Annotated in this window: 10 protein-coding genes; 5 read left to right on the top strand and 5 right to left on the bottom strand. The window is 66.4% G+C overall.

What is annotated here, in order from left to right; all coding sequences use genetic code 11:
* Positions 1-17: 17 nt before the first annotated feature.
* Positions 18-2,084, top strand: coding sequence for a M28 family peptidase (locus DL519_RS01015; protein ID WP_190812489.1), 2,067 nt, complete (start codon positions 18-20; stop codon positions 2,082-2,084).
* Between the two features lie 162 nt (positions 2,085-2,246).
* Here the strand turns inward: DL519_RS01015 and glnA are convergent, their stop codons facing one another.
* The 5 genes from glnA to DL519_RS00990 form a co-directional block, all read right to left on the bottom strand.
* On the bottom strand, positions 2,247-3,671 hold the full coding sequence (gene glnA / locus DL519_RS01010) for a type I glutamate--ammonia ligase (RefSeq protein ID WP_190812488.1): 1,425 nt from the start codon (positions 3,669-3,671) through the stop codon (positions 2,247-2,249).
* A 28-nt stretch (positions 3,672-3,699) separates the two neighbouring features.
* Positions 3,700-6,558 (bottom strand): excinuclease ABC subunit UvrA, encoded by a 2,859-nt coding sequence (gene uvrA / locus DL519_RS01005; RefSeq protein WP_190812487.1) that lies wholly within the window; start codon positions 6,556-6,558, stop codon positions 3,700-3,702.
* A gap of 315 nt (positions 6,559-6,873) precedes the next feature.
* Entirely contained in the window at positions 6,874-8,193 is a 1,320-nt protein-coding gene (locus DL519_RS01000) for a D-arabinono-1,4-lactone oxidase (protein ID WP_190812486.1), read from the bottom strand.
* The gene (locus DL519_RS00995; protein WP_223838312.1) at positions 8,190-9,251 is read right to left on the bottom strand and encodes an NAD-dependent epimerase/dehydratase family protein; all 1,062 of its coding nucleotides are present in this window, start codon (positions 9,249-9,251) and stop codon (positions 8,190-8,192) included. Before DL519_RS00995 ends, DL519_RS01000 begins: the two co-directional genes overlap by 4 nt.
* A gap of 93 nt (positions 9,252-9,344) precedes the next feature.
* On the bottom strand, positions 9,345-10,763 hold the full coding sequence (locus tag DL519_RS00990) for a glycosyltransferase family 4 protein (protein WP_223838311.1): 1,419 nt from the start codon (positions 10,761-10,763) through the stop codon (positions 9,345-9,347).
* A gap of 349 nt (positions 10,764-11,112) precedes the next feature.
* Here DL519_RS00990 and DL519_RS00985 point away from each other — a divergent pair, with 349 nt between their 5' ends.
* The 4 genes from DL519_RS00985 (at position 11,113) to hutG (ending at position 15,136) form a co-directional block, all read left to right on the top strand.
* The gene (locus DL519_RS00985; RefSeq protein WP_190812484.1) at positions 11,113-12,537 is read left to right on the top strand and encodes an MFS transporter; all 1,425 of its coding nucleotides are present in this window, start codon (positions 11,113-11,115) and stop codon (positions 12,535-12,537) included.
* 347 nt (positions 12,538-12,884) lie between these two features.
* Positions 12,885-13,139, top strand: a complete 255-nt coding sequence (locus DL519_RS00980) for a Smr/MutS family protein (RefSeq protein WP_190812483.1) — start codon at positions 12,885-12,887, stop codon at positions 13,137-13,139.
* Positions 13,140-13,445: 306 nt separating this feature from the next.
* Positions 13,446-14,189, top strand: coding sequence for an IclR family transcriptional regulator (locus DL519_RS00975; protein ID WP_190812482.1), 744 nt, complete (start codon positions 13,446-13,448; stop codon positions 14,187-14,189).
* The gene (gene hutG / locus DL519_RS00970) at positions 14,186-15,136 is read left to right on the top strand and encodes a formimidoylglutamase (protein WP_190812481.1); all 951 of its coding nucleotides are present in this window, start codon (positions 14,186-14,188) and stop codon (positions 15,134-15,136) included. The genes DL519_RS00975 and hutG overlap by 4 nt, the downstream gene beginning before the upstream one ends.

Below are 15,136 nucleotides of genomic sequence, written 5' to 3'. Positions count from 1 at the left end.
CGGCATCAGGAGGACGAATGTCCCTGCACGGACCGCGTCGACGTAGTAGGTGGTTGTTCGGTTCGACGGCGTCGGCCGCGGCACTCGTCGCCGGGCTCGCGGGGCAGCCCTCCCCCGCGACCGCACAGGACGCGAGCGCCAGCCTGCGCTTCTGGGAGCGCGCGCTGCAGCAGGAGGTCGACGCGGACAGCGCGGCGCGCATGAGCGAAGCGATGTCCACCTACACCGGCAGGGTCGGAACCGACGGCGCCACGCGCAGGGCACAGCATTCGATGGACAAGCTGGCCGAGTGGGGGTTGCACCCGAGGCTGGAGAGCTACGGCGTCCACGCCTCGGTGCCGCGCGACATCTCGGTGACCATGACCGGGCCCGAACAGCGGGAACTGGAGGTGAAGGAACCTCCTTTCCCGTGGCACGAGGGATTCGACGACGTGGTCGTCGGGTACAACGCCTACTCCCCGTCTGGGGACGTCACCGCGGACGTGGTCTACGTGAACTACGGCCTGCCGGACGACTACGCCGAGCTGGCGAAGATGGGCGTCGACGTCCGGGGCAAGATCGTGCTGGCCCGCTACGGGCAGAGCTTTCGTGGCGTGAAGTCGAAGGTGGCCGAAGAACACGGCGCCGCAGGGGTGATCCTGTACTCCGACCCGGCGGACGACGGCTTCACCAAGGGCGCCGTCTACCCCGACGGGCCGTGGCGCAACGCCGACAGCATCCAGCGCGGCAGCGTGCAGTACATCTTCCAGTACCCGGGCGACCCGCTCACACCCGGAAAACCGGCCACACCGGACACACCACGCATCGCTCCGTCCGAAGCGGACAACATGACGAGCGTGCCGACCACACCGATCTCCTACGGCCAAGCCCAGCACCTGTTGGCGGCGCTGCAAGGCCCACCTGCGCCCGAGGGGTGGCAGGGCGGTTTGGACCTGGACTACCGGGTGGGTCCCGGACCGACCCGCGTCGACCTCGACCTGGACATCGACTACCAGCAGATCCCGGTCAACGACGTGATCGTGGAGTTCCCCGGTTCCAAGCACCCGGAGCAGAAGGTGGTCCTCGGGGCGCACTTCGACTCGTGGACCTACGGCACCGAGGACGACGTGGCCGGGTGGACCACCCTGATGGAAGCGGCTCGGGCGCTGGCCGAACTGCGCGATCGCGGTTGGCAGCCGGAGCGGACCATCGTGCTCGCCGGCTGGGACGGCGAGGAGTACGGGCTGCTGGGGTCCACCGAATGGGTCGAGCAGCACCGGGCCGATCTGCTCAAGAACGCGTTGGTTTACCTCAACATGGACGGCGCGGGCGGCGGCGAGAACTTCTCCGCCGGGTCCGTTCCGGCACTCGACCGCGTGCTGACCGACATCGCCAAGGACATCCGAGATCCCGAGCACGGCACGCTGTACCGCAACTGGCAGCAGTCTTCGGGCGAGCAGAACCCGGTGCCGGAGCGGTTGGGCAGCGGATCGGACTACACGGCGTTCCTGGACCACCTGGGCATCGCCTCGGCCGAGTTCGGCACGTCGACACCGGGCGGCGAGTACCACAGCGCCTATGACGACCTGCACCTCATGCGCAACTTCCTCGACCCGGGTTACCGCTACCACGAGGTGTCCGCCGCGTACGCGGGCACTTTCGCGCTGCGCCTGGCCGGTTCGGACACCGCACCGCTGGTCTACTCCGACTACGCGGCCGCAGTCGCGGGTCACCTGCGGGATCTCGACGAGAAGCAGGCCGACCAGCAGGTTGTCGATCTCTCCCCCGCCTACGCCGCCGCTCGGGAGTGGGAGGACGCTGCCAAGCGGTTGGAGAACGGACGGCACGTCCACGCCGATGCCGTCAACGACGCGCTGATCGCCCAGGAGCGTGCGTTGACCCAACAGGAGGGTCTGCCCGGCCGGGACTGGTACAAGCACATGGTCTACGCACCGGGCCTGTACACCGGTTACGCGGTGCAGCCGTTGCCGGCGATCGATGACGCCATCACCGATCGTGACACCGCAACGGCCGAGAAGTACCGCGATCTGCTGATCGATTCCCTGCACAAGGCCGCCGAAGCGGCCCGGGAACCTGCGGGCTAGCCGCACGAAGACCGAATGTATTGAGGGTGCTGCCGATTTTGCGAAATCGGCCTTCCAGATGCGGGAGAGGTACGCGAAATCGGCACCTCTCCACGGCGGCCTTGATGGTGGGGCTGTAGCGAATGATGATCAATAGGACGATCAGGGTTCGTAGCCGCGGCACTAAACGTCGTAGTACAGCTCGAACTCGTACGGGTTCGGGCGCAGTCGCAGCGGGTCGATCTCGTGCTCTCGCTTGAAGGCGATCCAGGTCTCGATCACGTCCGGGGTGAAGACGTCACCGCGCAGCAGGAAATCCTGGTCGGCCACGAGGCTTTCCAGCACGGCATCCAGCGAGGACGGAACCTGGACGACATCGGCGGCCTCCTCCCGCGGTAGTTCGTAGAGGTCCTTGTCGATCGGGTCGGGCGGCTCGATCTTGTTCGCGACACCGTCCAGGCCGGCGAGCATCATCGCCGCGAAGGCCAGGTACGGGTTCCCGGAGGAGTCCGGGCAGCGGAACTCGATGCGCTTGGCCTTCGGGCTGGCACCGGTCACCGGGATGCGGATGCAGGCCGAGCGGTTGCGCTGGGAGTAGACCAGGTTCACCGGTGCCTCGAAGCCGGGCACCATGCGGTGGTACGAGTTCACCGTCGGGTTGGTGAACGCCAGCAGGCTCGGCGCGTGGTGCAGGATGCCGCCGATGTAGTGCCGCGCGAGGTCGGAGAGCCCCGCGTAGCCCGTCTCGTCGTAGAACAGCGGCTTGCCCTTCTTCCACAACGACTGGTGGGTGTGCATGCCGGAACCGTTGTCGCCGTACAGCGGCTTGGGCATGAACGTGGCCGTCTTGCCGTGCCGCCACGCGGTGTTCTTCACGATGTACTTGTAGAGCTGCAGGTCGTCCGCGGCGTGCAGCAGCGTGTTGAACCTGTAGTTGATCTCGGCCTGGCCCGCGGTGCCGACCTCGTGGTGGGCCTTCTCCACGGTGAAACCCGCATCGATCAGGTTCAGCACGATCTCGGCGCGCAGATCCGCCAGGTGGTCGGTGGGCGGGACCGGGAAGTAACCCGCCTTGTACTTGATCTTGTAACCCTGGTTGCCCCCGTCCTCGGCGCGGCCGGTGTTCCACCAGCCCTCGATGGCGTCGATCTCGTGGAACGAGGTGTTCTCGGCATTCTCGAACCGCACCGAATCGAAGAGGTAGAACTCGGCTTCCGGCCCGAAGTAGGCCAGGTCGGCGATGCCGGAGTCGGCGAGGTACTGCTCTGCCTTGCGCGCGATGTTGCGCGGATCGCGGCCGTAGGGCTGCAGCGTGAACGGATCGTGCACGAAGAAGTTGAGGCTCAACGTCTTGTTGGTGCGGAACGGGTCCAGTCGAGCGGTGTAGGGATCAGGCAGCAGGAGCATGTCCGACTCGTGGATCGCCTGGAATCCGCGCACCGACGACCCGTCGAAGGCGATGCCTTCGACGAAGATCTCGGCGGCGAACGACTTGGCGGGCACCGCGAAGTGCTGCATGATGCCCGGGAGGTCGCAGAACCGGACATCGATGAACTTCACGTCCTCATCGGAGATGAACCGCAGGACCTCCTCCGGGCTGTTGAACATCGCTACCTCCAAAATTCTCGGTCTGGTTTCAGGAAGCGAGCGCCCGGCGCAGGAACTGCCCGGTGTAGCTGGTCTCGTCGTCGGCGACCGCTTCGGGAGTGCCCGTGGCGACCACCCGGCCACCGGCCGATCCGGCCTCGGGCCCCAGGTCGATGATCCAGTCGGCGGTCTTGACGACCTCGATGTTGTGCTCGATGACGATGACCGTGTTGCCGGCGTCCACCAGCCGTTGCAGCACGTCGAGCAGCTTGTGGACGTCGTCGAAGTGCAGTCCCGTGGTGGGCTCGTCCAGGATGTACGCGGTGCCGCCGTTCGAGCGCCGGGTGAGCTCCGTCGCGAGCTTCACCCGCTGCGCCTCACCACCGGACAACGTCGGCGCGGGCTGCCCCAGCCGCACGTACCCCAGCCCGACGTCGACCAGCGTGCGCAGGCGGCGGGCGATGCCCGGCAACGCCCCGAAGAACTCCAGCGCCTGTTCGATGGGCATTTCCAGGATCTCCGCGATCGTCTTCCCCTTGTAGCGCACGTCCAGGGTTTCGCGGTTGTACCGGGCCCCACCGCACTCCTCGCACGGCACGTACACGTCGGGGAGGAACTGCATCTCGATCCGGATGGTTCCGGCGCCGGCACATGCTTCGCAGCGTCCACCCGGCACGTTGAAGGAGAACCGCCCCGGCCGGTAGCCGCGGACCTTGGCCGTGGTGGTGGCGGCGAACAGGTTGCGGATGGGATCGAACGCCCCGGTGTAGGTCGCGGGGTTGGAACGCGGCGTGCGGCCGATCGGCGACTGGTCGACGTGGACGACCTTGTCGATGCTGTCGATTCCCGTGATGGAGCCGTGCTTTCCCGGCACCGCGCGGGAGCCGTGCAGCTTCCGGGCCAGCCCGTTGTAGACGATGTCATTGACCAAAGTGGACTTCCCCGAACCGGAAACGCCGGTCACGGCGATCATGCAGCCCAGCGGGAAGGACACGTCGATGCTGCGCAGGTTGTGCTCCCGCGCCGCGTGGACCGTCAGGACGCGGTTGCGGTCGACCGCGCGCCGCACGGCCGGTACCGGGATCTTGCGGCGACCCGTCAGGTATTCGGCGGTCAGCGACTTCTGGTTGGCCAGCAAGGTGTCCAGCGGACCGCTGTGCACGATCGTCCCGCCGTGCTCACCCGCGCCGGGACCGATGTCCACGACCCAGTCGGCGGCGCGGATGGTGTCCTCGTCGTGTTCGACGACGATCAGCGTGTTGCCGAGGTCGCGCAGCCGGGTCAGCGTTGCGAGCAAGCGGTGGTTGTCGCGCGGGTGCAGGCCGATCGAAGGTTCGTCCAGCACGTAAAGGACTCCGGCCAGCCCGGAGCCGATCTGCGTGGCCAAACGGATCCGCTGGGCCTCTCCCCCGGCGAGCGTGCCCGCCGCCCGATCCAGCGACAGGTAGTCCAGCCCGACATCCAGCAGGAAACCCAGGCGCGCCTGGGTTTCCGAGAGCACCCGGTCGGCGATCGCGCGTTCGCGGCGGCCGAGCACCAGGCCGCGCAGGAACTCCGCGCAGCCCGCCACCGACAGCGCGGACACCTCGGCGATCGAGCGCTTTCCCAGCGTCTTGTGCTCCAGCGTGACGGCGAGGACTTCCGGTTTCAAGCGGGCGCCCGCGCATTCCGGGCAGGGCACTTCCCGCAGGTAGCCCTCGTACCGCTGGCGCAGGTAGTCCGACTCGGTCTGCTCCAGGCGGCGCTCCAGGAACGGAATCACTCCCTCGAAGCGGGCGTAGTAGGACCGCCGCCGGCCGTAGCGGTTGCGGTACTGCACGTGGATCTGGTCGTCGGAGCCGTAGAGCACCGCTTTCTGGACCCTCGCGGGCAGCCGTCGCCACGGGGTGTCCATCGAGAAGCCCCGGGCGTCGGCCAAGGAGCTCAGCAGGCGCTGGAAGTACTCGCTGGTCTGACCGCCCTGCCACGGCGCCACGGCACCATCCGCAAGCGACAACTCGGGATTCGCGATCACCAGTTCCGGGTCGACCTCGCGGCGCACCCCGATCCCGGTGCACACCGGACATGCGCCGTACGGGGAGTTGAAGGAGAAGGACCGCGGCTCGAAGTCCTGCACGCCGATGGGGTGGCCGCGGGAGCACGCGAGGTTCTGAGAGAACGACCACTGCCGGTCCAGCGACCGCGGCGGCTGGTCGACGAACTCCACGATCACGACCCCGTCCGCCAGTCCCAGCGCCGCCTCCACCGACTCCGTCAAGCGCTGCCTCGCCTCCGGTTTGACCACGAGCCGGTCGACGACCACTTCGACGGAGTGCTTCTCCTGCTTCTTCAGCTTCGGCACGTCGTCGAGGTGGTGCACCTCGCCGTCCACCGACACCCGCGCGTAACCCTGCGATCGCAGGCGGGCGAACAGTTCCGCGTACTCGCCCTTGCGCCCGCGCACCACCGGCGCCAGCACCTGGAACCGGGTGCGCTCGGGCAGGGCCAGTACCTGGTCGACGATCTGCTGCGGGGTCTGCCTGCTGATCCGCTCGCCGCAGACCGGGCAGTGCGGCTCGCCCACGCGGGCGTACAGCAGCCGCAGGTAGTCGTAGACCTCGGTGACGGTGCCCACCGTCGACCGCGGGTTGTGGCTGGTGGCCTTCTGATCGATCGACACCGCGGGCGAGAGTCCTTCGATGACTTCCACGTCCGGCTTGTCCATCTGGCCCAGGAACTGCCGCGCGTACGCCGACAGCGACTCCACGTACCGGCGCTGGCCTTCCGCGAAGATCGTGTCGAACGCCAGGGAGGACTTCCCGGAACCGGACAGACCCGTGAACACGATCAAGCTGTCCCGGGGCAGGTCGACACCCACGCCGCGCAAGTTGTGCTCACGCGCGCCACGCACGACCAGTCGGTCAGCCACGGCTCAAGAACCAGACCACGTCAGGACAACACAGCCAGTTTGGCACAGTGCCGCGCCGTGGCGCACCGCAGCGGCGGGCCCAGGCCCTCCGGCAAAGCCCCTGGCGCACCCGGGCCTGAGTTGTCCAGTTGACCGCACCAAGCATCTGCGGAGGCAGCTGGTGGCAGGTCGGGCGAACAATTGCCGGAAGCGGCGCCCGTCGTGTGGAGACCTACCGACTCACAGGACGGAGCCTGCCGGAAGGTGCACAAGGCCTCCCCCTCGCGGGCCCACGATTCCCAACCTGGCGAGGACCGACCGGGGGCTTACAGGCACTCAGGCCGTACCGGTGAGAACTCGCTCCAGGTAGGGGTTGATCAGGATTCCTTTCGGATCGAGAGATTGGCGGATCCGCTGCACGTCGTTCCAGCGTGGATAGCGGGGCGCGAGGCTGCTTGCGGTGTGGGAATGCAGCTTCGCCCAGTGCGGGCGACCATCAAAATCGCTAAGAACCCTTCCGGCGACCTGATAAATCTTGTCGTGCGGGCTGTACGCATCGGTCGCCAAATTGACGTATCCCGTCGGGCGCCCGTAAGCCGGGCTGAGCGGGATGTCATTGCCGGACGCCACCCGTATCTCCAGGGGCAGCGAAACCACCTCGCCGGACGACGGTAGTACTCGACGCAACTCTTGCAACACCTGCCTCAACGCCTCGAGCGGCACGGCGTACTCCATCGACACCACGCGTACGCGTTGTGGAAACGTGAAAATGCGATGGCTCACGTCGACGAACGACCGAAGCGGGCGGCGCGTCAGGACTTTGGAGGCAAATGGCACGAGCGCAGCACCGCGCCGGTGGGCCCAGAGCACACCTTGCAGTCCGGCATGGCCCGCCAGGTAGTGATCTCGCCACGCCTGCCACCGTGACGGGGGCCGCAGCGGCGCCGTCGTGCGCGACATGGCCCGGATGTGTACCTGGTCGCTCCACATGGGCGAGAAGAAGACGGGGTGGTCAATGCTCTCGACGTGTTCGGGCAGGCGCTCAATGAACCGGGCGAATGGCTCTGTTCTCTCCTCGAGGCTGAGCGAAAATGCCGGTACGCAACGAAATGTGATCGTAGAGATCACTCCCAGAGCGCCCAAGCCCAGCCGAGCAGCCGAGAACACGTCCGGTTCGGACGTCGCCGAGCACTCCACGAGCTCCCCGCGTCCCGTGACGAGCCGCATACTCGCGATCTGACTCGACAGGCAGCCATAGCGGGTGCCCGAACCGTGTGTCCCCGTCGAGACCAGGCCGGCCGCGGTTTGAACGTTGATGCTCCCCATGTTCTCGATCGCGAGTCCGTACCGGTCCAACTCGGCGTTGATGCGCCAGAGCGGTGCGCCGGCTTGGACCGTGACCGTCATGGCGGCGGGGTCCACTGCGATGACATCAGCGTACTCGTGCAGATCAACGAGGGTACTGTCCGTGCTGACCAGTGGCGCGAAGGAGTGCCCGTTTCCGGCGACGCGTAGCGGCTGGCCGGTGGAACATGCGTCCCGCACTTGCTGGACCAGCTCGTCCTCACTGCGCGGGCTGACGCGACGGGCCGGGTGGCACCGGGCGGACCCTGCCCAGTTCGTCCAATCCCCGCTGGCGCCAGCGGTACCGGTCATGGCAGGAACCTGTGCGAGGCGTAGCCGACTTCCTTGTAAATCCACTTGTACGTCTCGGAAATTCCGTCGCGCAGCGAGATGGATGGTGCCCAGCCGAGCTGTTTGCGGATGAGCGTGTTGTCGCTGTTTCGTCCCCGCACACCTTGAGCAGCGGAAAGGTTGTGGTGCCGGGTTAGTGAGCAGCCAGCGAGTTCCTGGACCAGATCGACAAGTTGGTTGATGGTGACGAGCTCCTCGCTGCCCAGGTTGAGTGGCTGGTCGCAGTCGCTGCGCATGATGCGGAGAATGCCCTCGACGCAGTCGTCGATGTAGGTGAAACTCCTGGTCTGCTCCCCGTCGCCCCAGATCTCGATCTTGTCGTCGCCGTTAATCACCGCAGCGGCGATTTTCCGGCAGATCGCGGCCGGGGCTTTCTCGCGTCCGCCGTCCCACGTTCCATGCGGGCCGTAGATGTTATGGAAGCGGGCTACCCGGGTGCGCAGGCCGAAGTCCTCGGAGAAATGCCGGCACATGCGCTCGTCGAAGAGCTTCTCCCACCCGTAACCGTCTTCGGGCATCGCCGGATAAGCCATCTCTTCCCGCAACGCTTCAAGATCCGGGGCGGTCTGGTGGGCGGCGGCGTAGACACAGGCGGACGAGGAGAAGAAGAATCGGTCCACGCCGGCATCGCGGCTGGCCATCAGCAGGTGCGTGTTGATCAGCACTGACAACATGCAGCGGGCCTTGTTGCCTTCGATGAAACCAATGCCACCCATGTCGGCGGCCAGGTTGTAAACCTCGTCCATCCCGTCGGCCGCCGCGTGTGCTGCGTCGAGAAGAGACAGATCGGCCACGACGTTCTCCGCGTCGGGATGTACCTGGAACCACTCGTCAACCGGTTTGCAGTCGACCACTCGAACGCGGTAGCCCTCGCGCAGCAGGCGAGCGGCCAAGTGCCCGCCGATGAAGCCCCCACCGCCGGCGACGAGAGCTGAACTACTGTGGTCACTCATGGCAATCAACTCCTCTAGACATATACGATCAATCCGGAAAGCGCCGATTGTTTCGACGTTTTGCAAGGCAATCCGCAGCCCTTGCCGTTAGGGCTTTCTCCTAGTCATCGATACCTCGCGTTGCACACGGACTAATGTGCGATCAGGTACTCCGGGGTGTCAGGGCACGAGGATCTCCTCGAAGCGGTCGGCTATCGGCTTGATCGCAAAAGCACGGCGAGCGTACTGCCGTCCCGCGCTTCCCATGCGCTGACGACGCGCGGGGTCAGCGAGCAGGGCGAACGCCGCTTCCACGTATTCATCCGGGTCGTCTGGGCTGACTACGTGCCCCGCTCCGATTTCCGCAAGCAGCTGCGCGGCACGATTCGTCGAGGGGATAGCAGCGAGCACCGGGCGTCCGGCGCATAGATAGGCCAGCACCTTGGAGGGAACTGACATCTGACCCGCTTCTGTGCTCAGCCCAGCGAGTAGCACGTCAGCCGCCGCGAACATGCGCGGGACGTGGTCGTAGGGCTGAAAGTCGTATAACTGCAGCCGACGTATTCCTAGTGCGCGTGCACTTTCCAGTGCACGGCGGCCGCTTCCCTCGCTGACGACGAACAGGACGCCGGTGTTCCGGGCATCGCATGCCTTCGCCAACCGCACCAGCAGGTCTGCGCCGTGACGATCGTCCAGCGTACCGGAGTAGAGGAAAATGGGCTCTCCGGAGCTGCGGTAGGAGCTTGCCGGTGCCCAGTCGTCGCTGGCGCATTCCATTTCTGCTAGCGGCGCCCAGTTCTCTATCACCGTGATGTGCTCCGGCTGCACCCCCCACTGACGAACGAAAGCCGCGAACGGCTCTGCGATGGCAACAACCGCATCGCTGCTCAGCAAGGTGGCCTTCTCGCACCGTGCGGTGCGTTCCCAATCGTTGGGGCGGGTCTTCGCTCTGGGTGCACGCGCGGAGTAGACATCCTGCAACCAGTACACGAACCGGATTCGCTGCTCAGCGCAGGTTCGCTGGATGTGCCGCTGAATCGGGACCGGGCTATTCCCCGAAATCACCACGTGGGGTTTGAAGTCTCTGATGAGGCTGGCGACGTCTTGGCCGTATGTGTCAGGACCCGAACTCGGGTGTTGTTGCCGAGGCACACCAATGATCGACAGGCGGCCGGAATCTGGTTTTCCGGCCTGCAGATTCCCTTGTCCGACTGCGATGGCCGAGCAGTACACATGACGGACATCATGTCCTCGCCGTGCCAATTCGCGGCTGAGTTCGATTTGGAACGGATGCCCCAGGTAATCGTGGACAACTATGCGCGCGGGGCGTTGACTGGCAATGATGACCTCCGGATGCCGTTTCCAGCTACACCCGCGCGGCTTGCCGGATCGCCGCACAGCCGCGGACGCCGTGCTTGGCGCACTCCGATGGGTACGGTTGGCGCGTAGCTCGGTCCAGCATGAGAATGTTCGGGATGTGTGTGGAATGGGCGTTGAAATGCGGTGAAGCTCCGGGAAAGCGGATCGCCCGGCGAGGCTGACCCAAGCTTGCGAGGTCGGTCTGCGCTCGACCAGCGACCTTGGCCTGCGGCATCCCATGCCGGACCCTCCTTTCGCTGTGCCAGAGCCCACCACGTTTTTGTCTGAGCAGGCAGTACCCAAGGCGCCGTTGCCTTGGCCGTGCGCCCCAAGGTTGCTGCGGTTGGCGCCGTCACTTCTTATCCGAACGGCGCATCAGGCTCAGCGATCTAGGGGAAGAAGTGCACTAAGGTTGCCCCTTCGGGCCGCTGTTTGCCGCGTCTGGCTCAGGTCGTGCGATTCCCAGACGACCATGGGGGGCCTTGAACGGACCGCGCAGTGTGATGCCACGGTCAGCGCCGAGGCTCGTGAGCGGATCGAGGCGTGGTGCACGTTCGCTATTCCATAAATTCACGCCGTGAGGAAAGTCATGATCGACGCGCGCCAGCGGAATACCGCGTTCCTGGTCGCCGGCTGCTTCTTCATGGAGAATTTGGACAGCACAATCGTCACCACGGCCGCCCCTAACATCGGCGAGTCGTTCGGCGTGCCACCGACTGCGGTCGGTCTGGTGATGACGGCTTACCTCGTCACCTTCTCCGTGCTGATCCCACTTAGCGCCTGGCTGACCAGCAGGCTGGGTGTCCGGCCGGTGTTTCTGGCCGCCATCGTGATTTTCACCCTGGCCTCGCTCGGTTGTGCAGCCAGCGGCAGCCTTCCGGTGTTGGTGGCCATGCGTGTGCTGCAGGGCGTCGGAGCCGCGATGATGGTGCCCGTCGGGCGGATGGCAGTGCTGTCCAGGACGGATAAGCCCGACCTGTTGCGGATGATGGCCTACATCGTGTGGCCCGGTCTGCTGGCACCCGTCGTCGCACCGCTAGCCGGTGCACTGATCACCACGTATGCGTCCTGGCAGTGGCTGTTCCTGATCAACGTGCCGCTCGGCGTGTTCGCCTCTGTTGCGGCGTGGAAACTGGTCGGGGAAGCCGACAGCGGTACCGCCCAGCGACCACTGGACTGGCTCGGCCTGGTGCTCACCTGCGGCGGGCTCGGCGGGCTCACCTTTACCGCGCACCTGATTTCGGACAGCGACACGGGCTGGCCGGTGACCACCACGCTGACCGCGCTGTGTCTCGCCGGCCTCGGCGTGGCAGGCTGGCACCTGCTGCGCACCCCTAACCCGCTGGTCGCCCTGCACACGCTGCGCGTGCCGACCTTCCGTCTCTCCCAGTCAAGCGGGTTCCTGTTCTGGATCGTGGTCGGAGCCGCACCGTTCTTGTGCCCGCTGATGTGGCAGAACGTGTTCGGCTACAACGCGATCACCTCGGGCACGATGGTGCTTTTCATCTTCGTCGGCAACCTGGCGATCAAGCCGGCGACCACCCCGATGCTCAACCACTTCGGCTTCCGGCCGGTGCTGCTCGCAGCCACGATCACCCTCGCGCTGTCCATGATCGGTCTCGGCTTTACCACCGCCTCCACCCCGTTACCCGTGCTCGCCGCGCTGGCCTTGCTGTCCGGGGTTGCCCGCTCCGTGGGGCTGACCGCGTACGCCACGATCGGGCTCAGCGATGTCCCGCCCGAGCAGATGCGCGACGCCAACACGCTGGCTGCCACCACGCAGCAGTTGTCCACCGGGCTGGCCATCGCGCTGGCCACGGTGGCTCTGCGGCTCGGCGCGCCCCTGGGTGAGATGGTGTTCGGTGCGCGCAGTGGGGCGGCCTATACCGTGGCCTTCACCCTGCTCGGGCTGACCGCGCTGATCGCCACCGCCGGGGCGTTACGCCTCCACCCACAGGCCGGCAACGCCGTGCGCACGCAGGCGAGCGCCACCTCCACCCGGCAACCAAGCTGATGCGTTCCGCACGGGTCTCAGCCGTCCTGAACGCCAGCCCATGCGGCCAAGCGCGCGAATTGATCGGCTCGCCGGCCCCTCGCCGAATTAGCCAGCAGGGTCATCCACGCCACCACAACAAGATCAACTACCCGAAGCGGCCCTGGACGAGTAAGTCCGAAATCGATACCGCGACCGCCCTCGGGTTTGCTTGGTGGGTGACGGCGTCGTGGGTGGTGACGGAAGGTCATTTACGGGCACAAAGCCGCGCGCGTTCGTGCTCAACCTGTGCACGAGGCTTGGGTTCTCGCTCGCATCATGCTTGGGTCCAGCGGGAGCCAATTCAGTGATCACCCTGGGAGAACGCGATGCCGGAGAAGCTGACCGTCGATCTTCACCCGATCTTCCGCAGCGACAGGGACATCGACAACGCGGTACGCAACGCGATCTTCCGTGCCGCCGGCCAGAACGTGCCGCTCGTCGAGATAATTCCAGGCAAGGGCTCCGACAAGCTCAAGAACCGCGTTCTCGCGATGCTGAAGCAGCCCCACATCAAGAAGCTGTACCGGCGTGTGGAGGTGGCCCCCGGCAACGACGGGATGGTGCTGGTGCACTTGAGGTAGGCGAACACCGCCACATCCAGGGCGGCATCCTGGAGACAGGCGAACGGTGTTCAAGATCAGTTTGTGCGGCTGCGCCGCGACGCAGCCGGGTTGCGCGGAACGGGACTAGAAGCTGATCCGCAGTTCGTCCCCGTCCCCTCCCCTGAAACACGGAATTCACCGCCGGTAGCCGAATCGTCACTATTCGGCACCGGTTTTCGCCGCTGATCGCCGCTCTCCGCACACGTTCGGATACTGGGAATTACATTCCCACTCACTGGGAGAACTCGCTGGGCGGCTGGGCAGCGCCGACGTAGCGTGCCCGCCGTGACAAGCCCGGAAACCAACCGGATAGCCGGTAGGCGAGCAGCGCAGATCCTGGCGGTGTTCGCCGAGCGGGAGAGCGTGACCGCGGAGGAGATCTCCGCCGTCACCGGCATCCCGTCGAGCGCCGTGTACCGGCACCTGACGGCGTTCGTCGAGATCGGCCTGGTGCACCAGGCGCGCACGCGCGGTCGCTACTGCGCCGGATCGCTGACGGTGCAGATGGCCGAGAACTACCGGCGCGAAGTGCTCAGCCAGGGCGGGGTGAAGCGCCGTCTCCGGGGGCTGGCGACCGACACCGACGAACTCGCCGCGTTCCTCATCGCCCGCGACAACGACGTGCTCTGCGTCGAAGCGGCCGAGGGGACGCGGGTCGTCCGGTGCAGCTTCTCCCCTGGGCTGAGCAAGCCGCTCACCTTCGGCGCGAGCGCCCAGGCATTGCTCGCGCACTTGCCCGAGGACCGGGTCGCACGTGCCGCCGTGGCGCACGGGCTGACCACCGCGCAGGTCCAGAAGTTGGAGATCGACCTGCGGCGCGTGCGGGACCAGGGCTTCGCGGTGAGCGTCGGCCAGGTCGATCCGGGCGTGTGGGGCGTGAGCGTGCCCGTGTTGGACCGGAAGCAAGACCTCGTCGGCGTGGTCAGCACGATGGCCCCGGATTTTCGCGTCCGACCGCGGCGCGATTCGCTCATCACGCTCACGCACGCCGCCGCGCAGGACATCAGCAGACTGGAGGATCACGCGTGAGCACACCCGTTGTTCGCTGGAGCGGACGCGTTGACGGGCCCGGCCCGGAACATCGCCGGTGGCACAACGCCATCAACGCGTCACCGGGCGCCACTGGCGTCTCGCTGATCGGTTTTCCCAGCGACGAGGGAGTCCGCCGCAACGGCGGCCGGCCGGGCGCGCAGGCGGGCCCGGGCGCGATCCGCGCGGCCCTGGGTTCGTTCGCGATCCAGCCGGAGGTCGTCGTGCACGACGCCGGCGACGTCGAGGTCGCCGGTGACGACCTCGAAGCGGCACAGGACGGCCTCGCCGAGGCGGTCGGGAAACAGCTCGGCGCCGAGAATCTCCCGTTCGTGCTCGGCGGCGGGCACGAAACGGCCTACGGCTCCTACCTCGGGCTCGCCCGGAGCGGCCTGCTGGACGGACGGCGGCTGGGCGTGCTCAACCTCGATGCGCACTTCGACCTCCGGGAAGCCGATCGCCCGACCTCCGGCACCCCGTTCCGCCAGATCGCCGCCGCGGAAGCCGAGCGCGGCGCCGAATTCACCTACACCGCAATCGGAATCAGCCAGCCGGGCAACACGGCCGCGCTGTTCACCACCGCGGCCGAGCTCGGTGTGCGCCACCTGTTGGACCTCGACTGCCAGGAGCGGCACATCGAGGACGTTCTCCAATTCGTCCGGGCCTTCGCCTCGGACGTCGACGCGCTGTACCTGTCGATCGATCTCGACGTGCTCCCCGCCGCGCAGGCGCCGGGGGTCAGCGCCCCTTCGACCCTCGGCGTACCCGCCGCCGTCGTCATCGAGGTGTGCCGGCTGGTCGGCAGCGACCCGAAGCTCGTCCTGGCCGACATCACCGAACTGAACCCCACCTACGACATCGACAACCGCACCGCTCGGGTCGCAGCTCGCCTCGTGCACACGATCGCGATGAGCGCCGCCGGTCGATCCGTCCCGGAAGGACACTGA

Source organism: Saccharopolyspora pogona (genome assembly GCF_014697215.1).
In the GTDB taxonomy this organism is placed as follows: domain Bacteria; phylum Actinomycetota; class Actinomycetes; order Mycobacteriales; family Pseudonocardiaceae; genus Saccharopolyspora; species Saccharopolyspora hattusasensis.
The sequence above is the reverse complement of the archived record's forward strand: the minus strand, read 5'-3'. Positions and strand labels throughout refer to the sequence as shown.

Excerpts from the sequence above, each read along its gene's own strand:
- DL519_RS01015 (WP_190812489.1), top strand. The coding sequence starts at position 18 with ATGTCCCTGCACGGACCGCGTCGACGTAGTAGGTGGTTGTTCGGTTCG.
- glnA (WP_190812488.1), bottom strand. The coding sequence starts at position 3,671 with ATGTTCAACAGCCCGGAGGAGGTCCTGCGGTTCATCTCCGATGAGGAC.
- DL519_RS01000 (WP_190812486.1), bottom strand. The coding sequence starts at position 8,193 with ATGACCGGTACCGCTGGCGCCAGCGGGGATTGGACGAACTGGGCAGGG.
- DL519_RS00990 (WP_223838311.1), bottom strand. The coding sequence starts at position 10,763 with ATGGGATGCCGCAGGCCAAGGTCGCTGGTCGAGCGCAGACCGACCTCG.
- DL519_RS00985 (WP_190812484.1), top strand. The coding sequence starts at position 11,113 with ATGATCGACGCGCGCCAGCGGAATACCGCGTTCCTGGTCGCCGGCTGC.
- DL519_RS00980 (WP_190812483.1), top strand. The coding sequence starts at position 12,885 with ATGCCGGAGAAGCTGACCGTCGATCTTCACCCGATCTTCCGCAGCGAC.